The 18147-nt window shown below is 33.1% G+C and carries 22 protein-coding genes; 14 read left to right on the top strand and 8 right to left on the bottom strand.

Going from position 1 to position 18147, the window contains the following annotated elements; translation table 11 throughout:
* Positions 1–688: 688 nt before the first annotated feature.
* From Q0838_RS07995 to Q0838_RS07985, 3 genes are all read left to right on the top strand, one after another.
* Positions 689–1255 (top strand): DUF4494 domain-containing protein, encoded by a 567-nt coding sequence (locus tag Q0838_RS07995; RefSeq protein WP_298953233.1) that lies wholly within the window; start codon positions 689–691, stop codon positions 1253–1255.
* 289 nt (positions 1256–1544) lie between these two features.
* Positions 1545–2801: a mechanosensitive ion channel domain-containing protein gene (locus tag Q0838_RS07990; RefSeq protein WP_298953361.1), complete on the top strand. Its 1257-nt coding sequence runs from the start codon at positions 1545–1547 to the stop codon at positions 2799–2801.
* Between the two features lie 307 nt (positions 2802–3108).
* The gene (locus Q0838_RS07985; protein WP_298953230.1) at positions 3109–3408 is read left to right on the top strand and encodes a hypothetical protein; all 300 of its coding nucleotides are present in this window, start codon (positions 3109–3111) and stop codon (positions 3406–3408) included.
* 56 nt (positions 3409–3464) lie between these two features.
* Here the strand turns inward: Q0838_RS07985 and Q0838_RS07980 are convergent, their stop codons facing one another.
* Together Q0838_RS07980 and Q0838_RS07975 are read right to left on the bottom strand one after the other, a co-directional pair.
* Positions 3465–3764, bottom strand: a complete 300-nt coding sequence (locus Q0838_RS07980) for a hypothetical protein (RefSeq protein ID WP_298953228.1) — start codon at positions 3762–3764, stop codon at positions 3465–3467.
* Positions 3765–4040: 276 nt separating this feature from the next.
* Positions 4041–4868: a DUF6503 family protein gene (locus tag Q0838_RS07975; RefSeq protein WP_298953225.1), complete on the bottom strand. Its 828-nt coding sequence runs from the start codon at positions 4866–4868 to the stop codon at positions 4041–4043.
* Between the two features lie 152 nt (positions 4869–5020).
* Here Q0838_RS07975 and Q0838_RS07970 point away from each other — a divergent pair, with 152 nt between their 5' ends.
* Complete coding sequence (locus Q0838_RS07970) at positions 5021–5920, top strand: DMT family transporter (RefSeq protein ID WP_298953222.1); 900 nt, start codon at positions 5021–5023, stop codon at positions 5918–5920.
* A 158-nt stretch (positions 5921–6078) separates the two neighbouring features.
* Positions 6079–6378, top strand: a complete 300-nt coding sequence (locus Q0838_RS07965; protein WP_298953220.1) for a hypothetical protein — start codon at positions 6079–6081, stop codon at positions 6376–6378.
* A 42-nt stretch (positions 6379–6420) separates the two neighbouring features.
* Here the strand turns inward: Q0838_RS07965 and Q0838_RS07960 are convergent, their stop codons facing one another.
* Entirely contained in the window at positions 6421–7446 is a 1026-nt protein-coding gene (locus Q0838_RS07960) for a pirin family protein (protein ID WP_298953218.1), read from the bottom strand.
* 273 nt (positions 7447–7719) lie between these two features.
* On the opposite strand from Q0838_RS07960, the gene Q0838_RS07955 reads away from it, so the two are divergent.
* Together Q0838_RS07955 and Q0838_RS07950 are read left to right on the top strand one after the other, a co-directional pair.
* Positions 7720–8292 carry a Crp/Fnr family transcriptional regulator gene (locus tag Q0838_RS07955; RefSeq protein ID WP_298953215.1) on the top strand — a complete coding sequence of 191 codons (573 nt, stop codon included), beginning with the start codon at positions 7720–7722 and terminating at the stop codon, positions 8290–8292.
* 55 nt (positions 8293–8347) lie between these two features.
* Entirely contained in the window at positions 8348–9082 is a 735-nt protein-coding gene (locus Q0838_RS07950; RefSeq protein WP_298953212.1) for an acyl-CoA desaturase, read from the top strand.
* 451 nt (positions 9083–9533) lie between these two features.
* Here Q0838_RS07950 and Q0838_RS07945 read toward each other — a convergent pair whose 3' ends face one another.
* The 3 genes from Q0838_RS07945 to Q0838_RS07935 form a co-directional block, all read right to left on the bottom strand.
* Complete coding sequence (locus Q0838_RS07945) at positions 9534–9836, bottom strand: helix-turn-helix transcriptional regulator (protein ID WP_298953210.1); 303 nt, start codon at positions 9834–9836, stop codon at positions 9534–9536.
* Positions 9820–10137 carry a type II toxin-antitoxin system RelE/ParE family toxin gene (locus Q0838_RS07940; RefSeq protein ID WP_366942033.1) on the bottom strand — a complete coding sequence of 106 codons (318 nt, stop codon included), beginning with the start codon at positions 10135–10137 and terminating at the stop codon, positions 9820–9822. The genes Q0838_RS07945 and Q0838_RS07940 overlap by 17 nt, the downstream gene beginning before the upstream one ends.
* Before the next feature lie 138 nt (positions 10138–10275).
* Positions 10276–10785, bottom strand: a complete 510-nt coding sequence (locus Q0838_RS07935; RefSeq protein WP_298953207.1) for a hypothetical protein — start codon at positions 10783–10785, stop codon at positions 10276–10278.
* 403 nt (positions 10786–11188) lie between these two features.
* On the opposite strand from Q0838_RS07935, the gene Q0838_RS07930 reads away from it, so the two are divergent.
* Positions 11189–12679 carry a S8 family serine peptidase gene (locus Q0838_RS07930; protein WP_298953204.1) on the top strand — a complete coding sequence of 497 codons (1491 nt, stop codon included), beginning with the start codon at positions 11189–11191 and terminating at the stop codon, positions 12677–12679.
* A 106-nt stretch (positions 12680–12785) separates the two neighbouring features.
* Here the strand turns inward: Q0838_RS07930 and Q0838_RS07925 are convergent, their stop codons facing one another.
* Positions 12786–13421 (bottom strand): peroxiredoxin-like family protein, encoded by a 636-nt coding sequence (locus Q0838_RS07925; protein ID WP_298953202.1) that lies wholly within the window; start codon positions 13419–13421, stop codon positions 12786–12788.
* 131 nt (positions 13422–13552) lie between these two features.
* The gene (locus Q0838_RS07920) at positions 13553–14347 is read right to left on the bottom strand and encodes a DUF4294 domain-containing protein (protein WP_298953199.1); all 795 of its coding nucleotides are present in this window, start codon (positions 14345–14347) and stop codon (positions 13553–13555) included.
* A 103-nt stretch (positions 14348–14450) separates the two neighbouring features.
* Between Q0838_RS07920 and Q0838_RS07915 the strand changes: the two genes are divergently transcribed.
* From Q0838_RS07915 to Q0838_RS07890, 6 genes are all read left to right on the top strand, one after another.
* Positions 14451–15560, top strand: coding sequence for a M42 family metallopeptidase (locus Q0838_RS07915; protein ID WP_298953196.1), 1110 nt, complete (start codon positions 14451–14453; stop codon positions 15558–15560).
* Positions 15561–15734: 174 nt separating this feature from the next.
* Positions 15735–16268 carry a hypothetical protein gene (locus tag Q0838_RS07910; RefSeq protein WP_298953193.1) on the top strand — a complete coding sequence of 178 codons (534 nt, stop codon included), beginning with the start codon at positions 15735–15737 and terminating at the stop codon, positions 16266–16268.
* Between the two features lie 95 nt (positions 16269–16363).
* Complete coding sequence (locus tag Q0838_RS07905; RefSeq protein ID WP_298953190.1) at positions 16364–16750, top strand: competence protein CoiA family protein; 387 nt, start codon at positions 16364–16366, stop codon at positions 16748–16750.
* Between the two features lie 94 nt (positions 16751–16844).
* Positions 16845–17138, top strand: coding sequence for a hypothetical protein (locus Q0838_RS07900; RefSeq protein WP_298953187.1), 294 nt, complete (start codon positions 16845–16847; stop codon positions 17136–17138).
* Positions 17139–17379: 241 nt separating this feature from the next.
* Positions 17380–17535, top strand: coding sequence for a hypothetical protein (locus tag Q0838_RS07895; protein ID WP_298953185.1), 156 nt, complete (start codon positions 17380–17382; stop codon positions 17533–17535).
* 36 nt (positions 17536–17571) lie between these two features.
* On the top strand, positions 17572–17859 hold the full coding sequence (locus tag Q0838_RS07890; protein ID WP_366942032.1) for a YARHG domain-containing protein: 288 nt from the start codon (positions 17572–17574) through the stop codon (positions 17857–17859).
* The last annotated feature ends 288 nt before the right edge of the window (positions 17860–18147 follow it).

Here is an 18147-nt window from a genome sequence, read left to right as displayed (position 1 = left end):
TACCTAGCTATAATTCTGGAATTCTATTAGTAGATACTTTAATCTCGCAACTAGATAAACTAACCCTAAAACTGACTTCTTTCTCTATAAAAATGTTACTATATGGGATTCAGGTGATTCTTTGTAAGTAATTAAATAAAAAAAACTTTGTTAATGCATTTGTTACTAACATTAGAGCGATAAATAAGTTTTCTTTTAATTCTTCTAATTCTTGATTAGAGATTTCAACACAGCATTCTGTGGTATTTAAAGATTTACATAGGGGTATATTTCTTTATAAACAGCTATTTAATGATATTTTAAAGGGGTAAAATCTGCTAGGAGACTAAATTTTCAGATAAGAAAAAAAGTGTAGAGTGCTTTAGAATAATTTATTGATGAGGAATTCATGAATTAATTTGTATTTAGATTTACTTGGTCTATTTTTAGATGAAAATGAATAAACAAATATCTAGACCTTACTACTACTTCACTTTCATTTTTTGGTCTCAATAAAGCCAGATGTCAGTTTCTCTTTCGCAAAAGCGGAACTGTGAATAGCAAAGATGTTTTAAACTTTTAAGAACTCTAAAACGCTAGAATCAAACGACCTATGGCTACCTAATTCAATTTGTGAATATCTATTCGGTATTTTAAAGATTTGAGTTGTTATGCTAGGGTATATTTGGCACCCATAAAAACAAAAAAGATGAGCGCAACCTGGTATGAATGTAAAGTGAAATATAGAAAATTTGATGAAGCGTCAGGAACACAAAAGGTAAAAACAGAACCGTTTCTAGTAGATGCAATTTCTTATACAGAGGCTGAGAGTAGAATTACTCAAGAAATGGCAGCATACCTGCCAGAGAGTGAGGAAATTAAAATTACTAATATTAAGGTAGCTAACTTTGCTGAGATCCATCCATTTGAAAATACCGACAGATGGTTCAAGTCGCGTGTGTCCCTTATTGCCTATGATGAAGAAAGTGGTAAGGAACGTAAGACTAATTTATATTTGCTAGTGCAAGCTAACGATGTAAAAGAGGCCTATGACAACACCGTAATCACTATGGCAGACACCATGGGAGAATACACGATTCCTGCGGTGTCAGAGTCTCCTATTATGGACGTTTTTCCATATTTTAGTGGAGAAGAGGAAGATATGGAGCGTTTAAAAACTTTTGTCACATTAAAAGATTCGATTCCAGAACCACTAGGTATTATTGATGCACAATTAGACCATGATGATGTTCTCGCTGCTGCCGAAGAGGAATAACTTACTCCATTTAAACTAGTTTTATAAATATTTGGTTACACAGCTTTTTTTTAAAAGTTACTGATATTTAAAATCCCTTAAAATGATGGAATCATTTTAAGGGATTTTTTTATGTGATGATAGCTAGAGTCTCAACAATTATTAAAAAAGATAGTTGTTATTTACAGGTCCAGATATAAAATAACCTTGTTAAATAATGTGCTTTCTATTTTAGGATACCTAATTTTGTAAAATCTAAGGTTCTAGCGACTTTTTACAACGTGTTAGAATTATAAAATATAGCCTAATGATGTATGTAAAACACTTTTTATACGATTATCTAATTGAAATAGGTATATCCATCACCTATGCTAAGTATCTCAACATGATTGCGTTGCTACTGTGCTTATTGATAATTACATTACTAGTCGATTATATAGTTAAAAAAATTATTTTAAACTTATTTACTCAGTTTACATTTAAGACCAAAACTGAGTTTGATAATTTTCTGGTTACTAATAAGGTGCCTAAAAATGTGGCGCATATTATACCGCTTATTTTAAGTTTAGAATTGATACCGGTAGTTTTTGCCGATTTTCCGTATTTTGAAAATCTGGTAGAAAAGGGTTTTTTGGTTTTTGCTATTATTCTTGCCCTATGGATCGCACGCAGTTTATTAAACGCTCTTAAAGATTACTTCAAAACACTTTCTAGTTTAAAGGATAAACCTGTAGATAGTTACATACAAGTGTTTATGATTTTTGCTTGGGTAATCGGTACATTTTCAGCCGTTGCGATTATTACAGGTATAGAATTTATAAAATTCATGACCACACTGGGTGCTGCGTCTGCTATAATCATACTTGTTTTTAGAGATACTATATTAGGTTTTGTAGCCAGTATACAGGTTTCTATTAATGACATGGTACGCATAAGCGACTGGATTACTTTTGAAAAATACGGTGCAGATGGTGCAGTGGTAGAGATTAACCTATCTACTGTTAAGGTACAAAACTTTGATAAAACCATTACTACTATTCCTACTTATGCCCTTATATCGGACTCGTTTAAAAACTGGCGAGGTATGGAAAAATCTTCTGGTAGACGTATAAAAAGAGCCTTAAACATTAAGTTAGATAGTATAGCCTATCTATCTAAAGATGATGTAAATAGATTAAAAAAAATAGACCTAATTTCTAGTTATGTAGAAAAGCGCCAGATAGATATCGATAGTTATAATGAGATAAATAAAATCAATAAAGAACTGGCCTTGAATGGACGCAATATGACTAACATAGGGGTTTTTAGAAAATATATAGAAACCTATATCGAGAATCATTCTGGTATCAATAAAGACATGATGATTATGGTGCGACAGCTCGCCCCTACTAGACATGGCATGCCGCTAGAGATCTATGCCTTCAGTAGTGATAAGAGATGGGAAAACTATGAGTACATTATGGCAGACATCTTTGATCATACCATTGCCGCTGTTCCTTATTTTAATCTAGAACTTTTTGAAGAACCTAGTAATTCTAGTTTTAATAATTTTAGATCACTTTCTTAATTATAATATAGAAAATAGATTTTTGTTAGTTCCGCTTTCGCGAAAGCGGAACTAACATTCTCACACCTAGACCTTGTTATACCTTATAGATAGTTCTTATAAATGATGGCTGTATAGATTCCTACTTCTAGCCTCGCTCCTTTTCCATCATTTTCTCTTATCAGTACACTATTAATATCTTGCTATAAGCTTATTTTAACAAGATATACCTCTGGTAATAAAATTATGATAAAACCATGTTGAGATATTGTTAATGGGTATTCTTGCGGCATTCTTGTTTCTTATTTTTATTAAAAAACAAGAAATTATGAAAAACAAAATCGCAAACACAACAAAAGAATTAACCTATAATCCAGAAATAACAAAACAAGATAAAGATCTATTAAATCATGATAATGCAAACTTGCACAGCGATAATAATGCAGACCAGCAACTTATCGATAGAAAGGAAAAAGTAGATTTTACAGGTGACGATCTGGACATACCTGGTAGAACTGCTGCACAAAAAGGTAATGACATACCAGTCTTAAATGATGAGGAGAACAAATTGCACAGTCAGGGCGGTGACCGTCATAATAATCTAGAAAGAGACGATGCTGCAAGATGATTAAAGGCCTTAATTACTTTTAAAAAAAAACTTTTTTTACTGAAAAAGAGCTGTGCTCATAGATTTCCTGTAAATATTAAAAATGAAATATATAAGAAAGGAAGAATACTAATAAATATCCATAACGATTGCTTTGATAATTTACGTTTATATCTATTCATTAACAAGCCTGTGTTAACTAGTGACCAGAATACGGTAACATAAAGTATAATTATAGAAATAAGTTTTAATTTACCATAGATAAGAGTCCCTACATAAAAAGGAGCTGCATACCCACACAATATTCCTATCGATAAAATAAGTAAGATAAGAAGGGCTAGTTTCTTGAAAAGATTAAGATTTTGAAACCAAGTCATGTATTTAATAGATTAATTAAAGGATAATTTTTTTTAACAAAAGGCAAAAATATTTTATTCTTTGTAGAACATTTTACGGTTTCCCTCATTTTACAAAAAACTAGTTTAAAAATATCAAAATGCACTTATCCTCTTTAAGGTAGGATAAAAAATATTTCCCACATTATTCTATTTATTTTCATAACGATGAATTGACAATATTCATTTTACAAAAGGAAGAAAAAAACGAGAACCTATCACTAGATTCTCGTTTTTTATTAAATGTAGTTTATAAAACTACTTTCCAGGCATAGGTGCTACCACACCATTTTCTGGTTGTGCATAAAACGTAGCTGGAGTTTCTGTAAACTTAATATTTGTTATAGAAGCTTCACCTATTTGATCAGTATAACCATCTTCTTTATTCCAGTTATGGAAAGACCATTTAGTCGCAAACGGCACACCATCAACAACAGTAAGATCTTCATATTTTGCAAAATGCGGCTCTTCTTCTGCAGCTTCCACACTTTTACCGAAGCTAACGATGTATGCAACACCATCAAGGACATTTGTTTTAGGATCTTTATAAACCACATACCAGTCTTCTGACGTGTCTCCTACTCCATTCTCAAAAGATAATCTTGAGGTAGGATATTTTGTATCTCCATAAGTAAGCATTTCTTCACTAGACCACTGTGTACCTGGATCATTTAATTTATAAGGCATTGCAAAAAAATAAGACCATGTAAAAATGTGAAATCTAGTCATAGGGTTTGCAGCTACATCTACGTTATTTGCATATACTTTATCTCCATCAAAAACAATGACACTACCGTCTTTATTATCTATGCGTACCATAGAACCATCTGTCTTTTGAGTAATTTTACCATCTAATAACGTATTACCACCAAAGGAAACCGTAAAATCATAAGCTACCGCATCATTAGATAGAAAAGCTTCTTTCTTATGTGCTAATTCTATACTGTTAGTAAAGGCGTTGATTTCTGGTTGAGCTTGTGGCATCTCTGTAGCGGTAGGTACTTCAACACTTTCTTTAGGCTCTTTTTTTTCTTTACAACTAGTAAGAATACTGATGACTAGTAGTAGGATTAAAACTTTTTTCATTGCTATTGTGTATTTGATTTATTTAAGAATACAAAAGACCAAGTTATTTGTCACATAATGAGCTATTAGGCTGTTAAACTTGTGCTAAGAAATACAGGTCGCTTTATGCATCTTAAATTTGGTCAACGGTATCAAAAAACTATCTTCGCGGCATGTGGATGTATTTAGGTCTTCTGGCCGCTTTATTTTTAGGCTTACATAACTTATGTAAGAAACATGCCGTACAAGGCAATGAGGTGTTCCCTGTATTATTAGGGACTATAACTGCTGGATTTCTGTTTATAGTACCTTTTTATATAGGCTCTATTTTTTATCCAGATGGTACGAGAGAATTAGGTTTTTTTATAGAGCCCATTCCATGGAGCACGCACGGTTTTATACTTATAAAATCTATGATTATGGCATCTTCCTGGATACTTGCTTACCAGGCATTAAAACACCTACCACTTACTATAGTCACACCTATACGCTCTGCAGGGCCTTTTTTTACATTTATAGGTGCTATTTTTATTTATAAAGAAGCACCTAACAACTGGCAGTGGCTGGGCTTTTTCATGATTATTCTATCGGTGATTATGTATTCACAAATAGGTAAAAAAGAAGGCATACATTTTAAAAGTAATAAATGGATATTTGCCATAATAGGCGCTACTTTTCTAGGCGCATCTAGTGGTTTATATGATAAATTCTTGATTCAGGAGCTTTTACTTAATCCGCAAACGTTGCAATTCTGGTTTTGTTTTTATACCATATTAATATTGCTGGTTATATTATCCATAACGTGGTTTCCATATGCTAGTAAAAGAAAAGCTTTCAAATTACGCTGGACCATTCCTGCAGTAGGAATCCTATTACAGACAGCAGACTACTTCTACTTTAAAGCACTTCAAGATCCAGAGGCTTTGATCATGTTATTAAGTGCCATAAAACGCAGTCAGATAATCATAGCTGTTGTTTTAGGAGGTATTTTATTTAAAGAAAAGAACAAACGCAAAAAACTGATTCCTCTAGCGGGCATCATGATAGGCGTGTTTTTGATTTTGTATTCTTAGCAATAGGTACATGTGATAATTGTAAATGAGCAGGTATATATCTTGTGGCACAAGTTCCGCTTTTGCGTATACGTTCACCATCACCATTATTTCTAAGGAAACACCGAGAACTTCAGTAAATTTGCATCCTTAATTCAGACTTCTTAATCTATTAAAACATGATCAATAACATACCATGTCCTTCTTGTGCTACGCCTATACTTGTAAACACAGAAGAATTTTTAAAAGGCACCTCTTTTGCATGTTCTAATTGCGATGTAAAGTTAGGCATAGAAGAAAAAACAGATTTAGATCAAGAGAAGTTAGATCTATTCAAGAAGTTTACCAAAACTAAAAAGGAAAGAACGTCTGTCATTCCATGTCCAGATTGTGGTGCAGCCATTACCTTTTACGAGAGAGATTTAAAAAAAGGTAAAACCATCTCCTGCGCTAGTTGCAAGGCTAGCGTTACTTTATGACGTTAAATAAGAAACTGCGAGATTCTTAATTGTGTTAAGGGTTTATGAATCAAAACTCTCTTCTCGTCCATCACTATGTAGCGCAAATCTACCTTTTTCTTTATCATGTACTTGCTCTTGTTGTGGCCACGGCCAGCCACCGAATTGTGTCTCTTGATAATCTGCAAAGGCTTCTCTTATTTCTTGTTGTGTATTCATGACAAATGGTCCGTGCTGCGCCACCGGTTCATTAATAGGTTTGCCCTGTAAAACAAGTATATAAGAGTCTGATGTGCTGTTTGTGATCTCTACATCTACAGCTGCATTTACTTCTATAGAGTGATTTTCATACACCGCAGTGCCAGCGATATTAATAGCTGTCCCACGATAATAATATAAAGTCCTGGTAGTCGTACTTGACTTTGCTTTGGGCAGTGTATAAGTCGCACCGGCTTCCATCTTTATAGTTGCTATAAGCACCTCATTATCTTCATGCGCTGCCCAGGAATCTGGTGTAGGATCTAGCGCACGCAATTGATGGATCTCTCCAGCGATAAGATCTACCGTTGTGATTTTATCCTGACTATCTCTATAGTTAATAAATGGAATATTCTCTTTCCACAGCATTTTAAAATGTGGCGGCACCATTTTACTTACTTGAGGTAAATTGAGCCATATTTGAAATATTTCTAACGTATTTTCTTTGTCCTGATTTAATAAAGGAAACATCTCACTATGTAAAATCCCTTTTCCAGCAGTCATCCATTGTACGTCTCCTGCGCCAAAACGACCTGCACCACCTAATGAGTCACAATGATCTACAACACCTTCTTTATTAATAGTTATGGTTTCAAAACCGCGATGTGGATGGTATGGAAAACCGGGCACTTTACTACCATGGTACATTCTATAACCGTCTTTAATTGTAAAATCTTGCCCTATATTTCTACCAGCTTTTTCTATTTGATGCACACCTAGTTGACTATTACCTGCCGGATAATAATCTCTGTGATGAGCACAAAATAAAAATGGATCTTTCGTTTTCCATGGAAAACCTAGTGGTGAAATGTTCTTAATTAGGTCAGACATATACGTTTCTATTATTTATCGCCGTTATTTGGGACGTGTAAAAATGGATTAAAGAAAATTAAAAAAGCTTATAAAATATATAAATTTATGAGAGGATTATTGTGGTATTCGCTTTCGCGAAAGCGGAAACATATCATTAAACATAAAATTACTTACTTACCTTTTCATAGATAAAAATTACCCTTCATAAAATGAGCTTAAATTACCAGCGGTCTAAAGGTGTTTTAATGAAATGGGCTTATCTTTGATATAGAATAAGACTTACTATTCTTAATGCAACAAATAAGACAACATCTCGAGAGTATTGCTCAAATCACAGATGAGGATTGGGAATTTTTCATCTCAAAATTGACGCATCGATTAATACCTAAAAAGACTGTTTTTTTAAAATTAAATGAAATAGAAAATCATATATCTTTTATTCAATCTGGTGTAGTACGTCTTTTTATACCAAAGGATAATACAGAAAAAGAAATCACTTTTGGCTTTAGTTTTAAGAATCAATTTGTGAGTGCTTATGACTCTTTCCTTACCAGACAGCCCTCTTCTTATCAATTACAAGCTCTTACAGAAACGAGTCTTTTAAGTATCACCTACGACGATTTACAAGAGGTTTATAAGAACACCCAGATAGGAAATTTAATAGGTAGACTCACAGCAGAGCGTCTTTTTTTACTTAAATCTAGTAGAGAACAAAATTTACTAAATCTCACAGCAGAAGAACGTTACATCAAGTTATTTAAAGAAAGACCTGAGCTACTTAGAATTATGCCTCTCAAATATATAAGCTCTTATATAGGTATTACTGCACAAGCCTTGAGTCGCATTAGAAAACGAATTTCTTGATCCAGGTTCATAGTTTATGACCACGACAGCTTTTATCTTTGTAAAAAATTAGATTATGGCAGTTATACTTCTTGTACTGGTACTATGGTACGGTGGACTTTTCTTTCAATCCTTCTTTTTACATAGATATGCCGCACATCAAGTTTTTACAATGTCTAAGACTATGGAGCGCATTACTTTTATACTTACCTGGGTTTTTCAGGGTTCTAGTTATTTAAGTGCCTATGGGTATGGTATTATGCACAGAATGCATCATGCTTTTACAGATACAGAAAAAGATCCACATTCTCCATCTTATGATGATAATATGTTTGCAATGATGTGGAAGACAAAGACTACGTATCAAGATATAAATAAAAATCGTGTACCGGTAGAGGCTCGTTTCACTAAGAACGTACCGCAATGGAAATCCTTTGACTCTTTTGCAAGTTCTCGTTTTTCTAGATTGTTGTGGATCACGCTGTATATTTTATTCTTTGTTTACTTTGCAACTGCATGGTGGCAGTGGTTATTATTACCTGTCACTTTTATGATGGCTCCTATACATGGGGTAATTATAAACTGGTTCGGTCATATATATGGGTATGTCAACTTTAAAATGAAGAATACAAGTAAGAATCTTTTCAGATTTGATTTTTTAATGATGGGTGAAGGCTATCATAATAATCACCATAAATATGCAAATAGAGCAAACTTTGGTGTGAAATGGTATGAAATCGATGTAACTTATCTTATTATTAGATTATTGAATAGTATGGGAATCATACAATTAAAAAAAATAGGACATTAAAACACATTTTATTCTTTCAATAAGATAGAGTACCCAAGAATTATAAGTGTACTTTTCTTTATTACTTATGGTTTATTAAAAACAGTAATACCATTTACATAAATTTTAAACCACAATTATTATTTCTTTACCACAAAAATAAATCTTTATCTAATTAAAAAGCCAGGTCTCACGACCTGGCTTTTTAATTAGATAAAAGGATACCAGTTGTTTTTTAAAGTAAATGAATCTATTGCTATACCGGTCTTGTATATGGCTCGTAGCGTGCAAAATAGAAAATTATTTTCGGATGAAGCACAAGCCAGATTTTTAAATTTTACTATTTATCATTTTATTGGAAAGTCGTCAAATCTAAAAATTTGGCGACTTTCCAAATATGCCTTAACTTTGATTAAGCAACTAACTAGCTATGAGCTATATACGTTGTTGCCATTAGTACTTTCCGCACTAATTAGACGTTCAATGATAATTTCAAACTTCCGCCCAATCCTTCTCGGATAATTCGCATCAGAGTTGAAAGTCTAATATCACTTGCGTTATTTTCAATTCGAGAAATATAACTTTTAGTCGTTCCAACTTTGTCGGCAAGTTGTTGTTGAGTTAAGTTCTTACTTTTTCTAGCCTCTTGTATTAAAACACCAATTCTAAACGCCTCAAATTCTTCTTGGAACTTTTCTCTCGTGTCAGTTCCCTTTTTTCCGTATTTGGCGTTTAAATGGTCGTCCCAATTCGTAACGTTATTTTTTGTTTTCATAATACTCTTTTTTAAGTTTTTCAGCTCGTTTAATTTCCGAGTTCGGTGTCTTTTGCGTTTTCTTTTGAAATCCGCTTAATAAGACAACCAAGTTTCCTTTGTCAAAAAAGCAGAATATTCTAAAAATTCCATTGTTGGCAGAAACTCGAATTTCCCAAAGTCCGTCGTTATTAGTTAAATGCTTAAAAAACTTCTCAGGAACAATTTTATTTGTTTGGATTAAAGTTACAGTCCAGTCTATTTTGTCCTGTACTTTTACATTTTGTTTGTTGTAAAAATCCCAAAAGTAATTTTTATAAATTTCGATTTTCCGATTAAAATTCGCTCAATTCTGCTAACAATTAAATTCAACACAAGGTTATCTAATTAGATAACATTCTGCAAGTTTCTTTCGGGATTTTTGATACGAAGACGAATGTTTCAGTATTAATGGCATCTTTTATATAAACAACAAAACAAGCGTGAGAAGTAACCCAGCAGCTGCAAATATGATTCCTTTTCTAAATATTTGAGTACCTGGTATAAACATCCAGAAGGCTGAAATAACAAAAAATAAAAGAGAAACTCCAAAGAAAATATTAAGAAAGAATAATGGTTCTCCAGATTTTGCCTTGTGAAAATGACTCATTTTATCAAGTACATAAGGAAGCTCTTTTTTTACAAAACTAGCCTTTCCAGTTGCACTATTATAAGAACCGCCTTTAAAGTAATAAACGCCAGCCTCTTCTCTATCTACTTTAAGTTTTTTAATACCTAAGGTAGGTCCTATTTTATCTTTTGATAAACCAGTCTCAATCGTTTTTTCAATTTTAATCTCGGTCTTTAACGCATCTGTGTCTCTAAATATTAATACAATACCACTAATAGCATAAACAGCCATTATGCCTGCTAAAAAAAAGCCTAGATACCTATGTAATTCACGTATTTTTTGAGATGTCTTTCTTCCCATTTTAAATTATTTTTTGCATTTAAATAAAGTGACAAAGCTAATAGACTATTATCAAAACAAAACAATTATATACTAAAAAGTATTTTTTTCATAATAAAAGCGCTAAAATAATTAACATATGTTAATTAATTTAAGGTATTTAGTATGGTTATAGACTGCATATCTCATATTAAATTTAGTATTATCGATGAAATGCTTTATGAATAATTATTTTATTTACTCATAACTTTTTCATGTTCCATATATAAAAACAGTTATAGCTATTGATTTACAACCGATTAAAAAATATGAGTTATGATTTGTTATTGTTAAATAACATTTCATGCTTAAAAAAAATGAATATTTCGTAATAATTACATTAAGAAAACAATAATTTGGCAACAACCTTAAAATGAATTCTTAAATGAAAAAATTATCCTTTTTAGTACTATCCATTTTCATATTTACAGCTTGTAATAATGAAGAGGTAGATTCTCATGCAAACACCTCAGTAAATAATAAAACGCTCACCGTTCAAGAGGTGAATCAATACATATCTGACCAGCTGTCACAAACTGGAGATGTAGACTGGACACATGCACCTGCAAATATCCTTTATAGTGCTATCATGCATGGTGATGGTATTCTTAGTTTAGGTTACGGGCAGCCAGGAGAGCATTTTGCACAAGTAAAAACACCAGATTTAATCGCTGCTAAACAAAACGCTATCTCTATAGCAACAAGCACAGAAGGAATCAATAAAACAGAAGATCTTCTTATTGCAGACGATGAAACACTTAATTCTATAGAGCTTAAAATAAATAACTTAGAAACCGTAGTCGCATTACAAGCTGCTAACCAGGTACGTTATATAGATCCTATAGGTTATGGTTTATATGTAGACCCTAATACTATTGCACTTAAATCCAGTTCTGGTTGTGATCAAGGTGGTCAGGATATAAATAGCAATGACTACACCGTTGTAACACCTAATGCATGGAAACCATGGAATTATGACCTACACAATATAGATGATGCCTGGAATTATAGTACAGGTGCTGGAGTTACAGTAGGTCTTATTGATACAGGAATAAGTGCTAACCAGAATTTATTAGGTAGCGATTTTAATGACGGCGATTCTTCTGGACGTAGTATTGAAAAATTCGGAACCTTTGTTGATTCCAACTGGTGGTGGAGCGATAATACAGACGGACCTAACGACCTCTGTGGTCATGGAACCACTATGGCCTCTACTATAGCAAGCCCACGTAATAATGACGCAATGCCAGTAGGTGTGGCTTATAATTCTAATATGGTAGCCTATCGTGGTACAGAAGACGTACTTATTAACGATTATCATGAACGTAAAGGTGTAAGTAACGCTCTTAAGGCTCTAGGTGACCGTAGCGATGTAAAAATCATCTCTATGTCTATAGGGTATTTATGGACTGTAGGTAATATAGAAGATGCGGTAAAATATGCCTACTCTCGCAATAAAATGATAGTAGCCGCAGGAGGTACATCTACATCGTTTACTAGCTGGTACGGTGTTATTTTCCCTGCAAGTATGAGTGAGACAGTTGCTGTTACTGGATTAAAAGATAATGGTTATAACCGTTGCAACATCTGTCATGAAGGTGACCAGATAGATTTTACTATTATCATGCAGCGTGCAAGTGATGAGTCTAGAACGGTACCTACCTTAGGTTTTAATAATGGAACACGTAAATATGTAGGAGGTAGTTCTGTTGCTACAGCAACAACAGCAGGAATCGCTGCTCTTATATGGAGTAAGAACCCTAGCTGGTCTAGAGAGCAGGTTTTAAATAAAATGAAGCAATCTAGCGAGTTTTATCCTAATCGTAATTCAAAATTCGGTTATGGAAATATAGATGCTTTAAAAACTGTAGAATAGTTTAATTAAGCATTAACTTAAAAGCCTTTATCTCTCTGAAGATAAAGGCTTTTTTATTTTTAAATACTAAGTATAGATATTGCTTATAGTGAAGAATAACATGAGATCATATAGTATCTAGAATCTCTTTTGGGTCAGCACGTAGCTTGTAATCTTCTTCTATAAAATGATACTCGATAATTCCATTTTTCCCTATTACATAGGTAGCTGCAAGAGGTAGCTCCTGACTCGTATTTTCTTGCGTACGCTCTAGATCAATACCGAATTTTTTATATAGTCCTTGTAGGTCTTTTGGTAATTTAAATACCAGATTCATTACCCTAGCTAGTTCATTATTTTTATCGGTAAGAATATCATACGTGAGCTCATTCTTCTCATGAGTAGTCATAGAATTATCTGGAGTTTCAGGACTTATTGCGATAAGCCTTGCTCCCTTTTCTTCTATCTCTGGTAGGAAATGTTGAAGTGCTTTTAATTCTAGATTACAATAGGGACACCATCCACCTCGATAAAAAGACAGTACTACCTTGTTGGTTTTTAAAATCTCTTGAACATCTACCAGTTCATTATTTTGATTAGGTAATTGAATTGCTGGTATTTTATCTCCTGTCTTCAAAGATTTAGAGGCGATATGAGACGCCTTGAGCTCTTTTATACCGTTAGACATGATTTCTTGTGATTCTCCTGGATGACGTGATGCACTGTCGTCTGCTAGAGATTGTAATTGTGCGATTAGATTCATTTAATTTACTTTTTATGGTTACCCAATATTAAACGATAGATCTCACAGAAGTATAAATTTCTAATTAAAGAAAAACTAATTTTTTAATATTAGGCCATAATAACGATATCATTTTATGAGAGACTTTGCTCTTATTTCCTATTGCGCTTTGCTTTGCGAGCTTTTTTCTCTCTGTATTCTTTAATACGTTGCGCTCTAGCAGACAGTTGTACACTATCATAAGATGCTGGTAAGTTATTCTCGTATTTTTTCCAATTTTTACGAGCCTTAAAGTAGTCTAATTCTATAGCCGCGTCTTGATCTTCTAGCTTATCGTCTGTGATGCTGTTTAATAAGATATCTTCTATGTAAAAATCTTCTATAACAGCCTCTGGACTGTATTCTTCTTTTAAAGAGATATTAAAAAGGCTCGCTGTTTGATCAAACCAGAACGCGCTCCAGCCACTACGCAGTCTTCTTAAAAGTGCATAAGCGGTGTCACCAGTCTGTCTGTGAATGAGTTTAATGAGTATTTGTCCTTCTGTTTTTGTGAGTTTCTTAAGCTCGGCAGTAAATTCTTCTTCTATATATTCTTCAACCATTTTAGAATATTTCTTCTTTTGGTTTTTAGTCCTAAGAGATGATAATCGCTCGTCCAGAATGGTAAGTCTCTCTGCAGCAAGTTTTGCATACGGCCACACTTTTAATACTTTACGTTTAAGAATTAGGTATTTAATGCGCTCGTATCTGCTTTTAAATTTTAGATCTTGTAAGAGCAGGACACTATTTAATTCTATCGCATTGATAGAATCTCCATCTACATAAAAATATTGGGCAGTAGATTTTATGATCGAGTCCTTTGATACGGGCTGTGGTGATGGTGTTTGTTGCGCTTTCGCGAAAGCGAGACCATAAAAAACCATTAAAAAAACGATAAACTTATTCATCATATCCATTTACTGACTAAAAGTATACCAAAAATAATAAACCCTATAATATACAAGTGTTTTTGAGCATAGATTATTATCTTCACGTTCTAAAATTTATCACATGGCTGAAAAAAGCATTTTAAATAAAAAATCTCTCGACTTTCTTGAAAAATACCTAAATACGGCCTCTCCTACTGGTTATGAATGGAACGGTCAAAAAGTGTGGATGGACTACTTGAAACCATATGTAGATGAGTTTATTACTGATAATTATGGAACTGCAGTAGGTGTCATTAATCCTGATGCAAAATTTAAAGTCGTTATAGAAGGACATGCTGACGAGATCTCGTGGTATGTAAACTACATTACAGATGATGGTCTTATTTATGTGGTACGCAATGGTGGGTCTGACCATCAAATAGCGCCATCTAAAAAGGTAAATATTCATACTAAGAAAGGAATTGTGACAGGAGTATTCGGCTGGCCAGCCATACACACACGTTCTCGTGCAAAAGAGCAACCGCCTAAACCTGATAACATCTTTATTGATACTGGTTGTGAGACTAAGGAAGAGGTGCTAGAACTAGGTGTAGATGTAGGTTGTGTTATTACGTATCCAGATGAGTTTTTTGTGTTGAACAAAAATAAATTTGTATGTCGTGCGCTAGATAACCGTATGGGTGGGTTTATGATAGCCGAGGTGGCTCGTTTATTAAAGGAAAACAAGCAAGAATTAGATTTCGGTCTATATGTTACAAATTCTGTGCAAGAAGAGATAGGATTGCGTGGTGCAGAGATGATTACTCATACCATAAAACCTAATGTTGCGATAGTGACTGACGTGACTCACGATACTACAACACCTATGATTGATAAAAAATCAAATGGTGATGCTGCCATAGGAAAAGGACCTGTCCTGGCCTATGCTCCTGCTATACAGAATAACCTGCGCAACCTAATTATGGACGCGGCAGATGCTAAGGATATTCCTTACCAGCGACGTGCAACATCACGTTCTACTGGAACTGATACAGATGCCTTTGCTTATTCTAACGGTGGTGTACCTAGTGCGCTTATCTCATTACCTTTACGTTACATGCATACTACGGTAGAAATGGTACATAGAGATGATGTTGAAAATGTCATTAAGATGATTTATGAATCTTTATTGAAGATTGAGAACAATCATGATTTTAATTACTTCTCTAACAAGAATGAAGGGTTATACTAAATCTTAAAAAGATTGTAATTACAAATCCCTACTGGCGCTAGCCAGTAGGGATTTGTTTTTTAAAAGAGTTTAAGGTGATTAATTTTAACTTAGATTGTTGAAAACTCGGCTTTTAGTTGAGGGGAGATTTGTCTAGTTTTAGGACTTATTAATCAAACATTTAAAATCATAGTATTGGGAAGACCTGAAAATCATTTGAAATTTAAAACTCAAACAGAACAAGAATTTAAATCTAGTTGGCTAAAAAAGCTTGATCAACATTTTCACATAGAGGAAGAAGTCACTGGCATTCATTTAACACATAAAAAACTACGTATAGATGCAATCATAAAACCTAAAGATACTACAGATTGGAAAAATAAAGATATAGCATTTGGCGTGGAGTTCAAGTCTCCTACTAACATAGATAGATTGAATAATCAGTTTAGTTTTATGCGACAATGTGTAGACTATAGCTACACTGAATTTAAAAATTACGGATTCATACCTATTTTATCATGTCCATCATTTGAAATAGACCAAACATATTCAGATGAGAAATCATTAAAAGCCTTAAGACATTTTTTAAACTCTTTTAATGTTGGTGAACTATGTGACACTTATAGAGGAACTAGTATAAGGTTTGCTGAACATCATTATATATGGGTAAATGGAAAGGTACAACATGCGGGAAAAACATGGGGTCTAAAGAAAAAATTTGGTAGTTAATTCGTTATTTAACAAATAGAAACACACAAACCTAATGGATAATAAAAATGTACTTTATTCGCAAATGCTTAGTTTGACTTTAATCTAATTTATAAATGAAATATTCTCTTGTTAACAATCTTAAAGTTGAACCTTTCCCAGGAGGAAAAGGAATTTGTTTATGCTGTAGACAACCTACTGTTAGTAAATGCGGCATTAAAGTTATTCATCATTGGGCGCATAAAAGTCTTGTACATTGTGATAATTGGTGGGAAAACGAAACGGAATGGCATCGTAAATGGAAATCTCATTTTCCACAAGAATGTCAAGAAATTGTGCTATTTGATAGCCTAACAGGAGAAAAACATATAGCAGATGTTAAAACAAAATCTGGTATAGTAATAGAGTTCCAAAATTCTCCAATGTCCCATTCTGAACTAAAATCTAGAGAAAGCTTTTATAAAAAAAATAGTTTGGATTGTAAATGGAAAGAAATTCTATAATAACTTCCATATACTGGGTAAACTACCTAATCCCAAAGATCATGCTTTTAATGATATAGCATTTTCAAGTTCGAAGAAAAATAATAAAGGTAGATTGTATTGGAAATATTCTGAAAATCCAGATTGGGTTTCTGAAGAAGCCAGTATGGTTAGACTATATAATTTTGAAGAAATACAAAATGATGTGGATAGATCTTATATTGGACATCACCTATACGATTGGTCTAAATCAAGAGATGTTTGGTTCAGTTCAAACAGTGATGTGTTTATAGATTTTGGGGATGAATTCTTATGGAAAATGATTAAATATGGGAAAAATAATTTACCCTGTATTAAGAAAATAAGAAAGGATTATTTTATAAGAAGAGCTACGGAAAATAAATCTTGAAAGCTAGTGCCATTCATTAAAATTAACGAACTAAAAAAAATAAAACCCTTACTCCTATTACTATTTATATCCAACTTTGCTTGTGCTCAATACTGGGGCGGCTAAGAAATTAAAGAAACTCAATTGCAAAATTGGATTCCAAAATTTGTATTAAAATAATGCCGGTTCTTATCATTTTGGTGAAAGTGAAAGTGAATCTGAATTACATTTATATTTCAGTGGAGATGTTATCATAGGTCAGGTGCATAATGCCTATTGGGAAGAAAAAAAGGTATTATCTCGCAAGCGTAATTTTATCAACCTTACTCATATTGAGATAGACAAGAAAGGGAATTTTACCAGCGACCAGTATCATGGTAAGTTTGTGACTTTTACTAATGAGTCTGGAGAGGTCTAAAAAGCCTTAAAAATAGATAACCCATGAACCAGCTGGATAGAAGACAGCGCATATGAAATAGGAACTAAAACAAGGTTAGTTTTTGAAAACATCTATTACGGTAACTATCCAAAATCTTCTTACAGAAAATTAGAACCCAATGAATTAAAAAAGATGTCTAAAAGTGAGCTAGCCATTATGCGAAATGAAATATATGTTCGATATGGGTATATCTTTATTAAAAATGGCAAGATGGATCAATATTTCAGAAAACAAGACTGGTATCATGCAGAGCATAAGAATGTAGATCGCTTTTTGAATGAAATTGAAATATATAATATTTAATTAAGAGTCTGGAATAGGAATATAAAATACCAATAACCAGAATTCAATAAAACAATTCCATACCATCCACTCTATTATGAAAACCACCCAACTAAGATATTATGTCACATTATGTATTCTATTAATAGCAGTACAAAATGGTATCTCTCTAAACATGTATGATAACAAATTAGTAGATCGTGATACCTCAATATTTTAGATTTAGAGAATAAAGTAAATAAAAAAGACTGCCTAGATGCATAATAGACAGCCTTAGCCTTGAGTGGTATATTTTAGGATAAAGAATTA

This window comes from uncultured Nonlabens sp., assembly GCF_947495285.1.
Classification (GTDB): domain Bacteria; phylum Bacteroidota; class Bacteroidia; order Flavobacteriales; family Flavobacteriaceae; genus Nonlabens.
The sequence above is the reverse complement of the archived record's forward strand: the minus strand, read 5'-3'. Positions and strand labels throughout refer to the sequence as shown.

Coding starts and splice junctions, on each gene's coding strand:
- Q0838_RS07915 (WP_298953196.1), top strand. CDS start 14,451: ATGGCTGAAAAAAGCATTTTAAATAAAAAATCTCTCGACTTTCTTGAA.
- Q0838_RS07975 (WP_298953225.1), bottom strand. CDS start 4,868: ATGAAAAAAGTTTTAATCCTACTACTAGTCATCAGTATTCTTACTAGT.
- Q0838_RS07995 (WP_298953233.1), top strand. CDS start 689: ATGAGCGCAACCTGGTATGAATGTAAAGTGAAATATAGAAAATTTGAT.
- Q0838_RS07955 (WP_298953215.1), top strand. CDS start 7,720: ATGCAACAAATAAGACAACATCTCGAGAGTATTGCTCAAATCACAGAT.
- Q0838_RS07905 (WP_298953190.1), top strand. CDS start 16,364: ATGAAATATTCTCTTGTTAACAATCTTAAAGTTGAACCTTTCCCAGGA.
- Q0838_RS07965 (WP_298953220.1), top strand. CDS start 6,079: ATGATCAATAACATACCATGTCCTTCTTGTGCTACGCCTATACTTGTA.
- Q0838_RS07925 (WP_298953202.1), bottom strand. CDS start 13,421: ATGAATCTAATCGCACAATTACAATCTCTAGCAGACGACAGTGCATCA.
- Q0838_RS07980 (WP_298953228.1), bottom strand. CDS start 3,764: ATGACTTGGTTTCAAAATCTTAATCTTTTCAAGAAACTAGCCCTTCTT.
- Q0838_RS07985 (WP_298953230.1), top strand. CDS start 3,109: ATGAAAAACAAAATCGCAAACACAACAAAAGAATTAACCTATAATCCA.
- Q0838_RS07930 (WP_298953204.1), top strand. CDS start 11,189: ATGAAAAAATTATCCTTTTTAGTACTATCCATTTTCATATTTACAGCT.
- Q0838_RS07950 (WP_298953212.1), top strand. CDS start 8,348: ATGGCAGTTATACTTCTTGTACTGGTACTATGGTACGGTGGACTTTTC.
- Q0838_RS07920 (WP_298953199.1), bottom strand. CDS start 14,347: ATGAATAAGTTTATCGTTTTTTTAATGGTTTTTTATGGTCTCGCTTTC.
- Q0838_RS07935 (WP_298953207.1), bottom strand. CDS start 10,785: ATGGGAAGAAAGACATCTCAAAAAATACGTGAATTACATAGGTATCTA.
- Q0838_RS07960 (WP_298953218.1), bottom strand. CDS start 7,446: ATGTCTGACCTAATTAAGAACATTTCACCACTAGGTTTTCCATGGAAA.
- Q0838_RS07990 (WP_298953361.1), top strand. CDS start 1,545: ATGTATGTAAAACACTTTTTATACGATTATCTAATTGAAATAGGTATA.
- Q0838_RS07970 (WP_298953222.1), top strand. CDS start 5,021: ATGTGGATGTATTTAGGTCTTCTGGCCGCTTTATTTTTAGGCTTACAT.
- Q0838_RS07945 (WP_298953210.1), bottom strand. CDS start 9,836: ATGAAAACAAAAAATAACGTTACGAATTGGGACGACCATTTAAACGCC.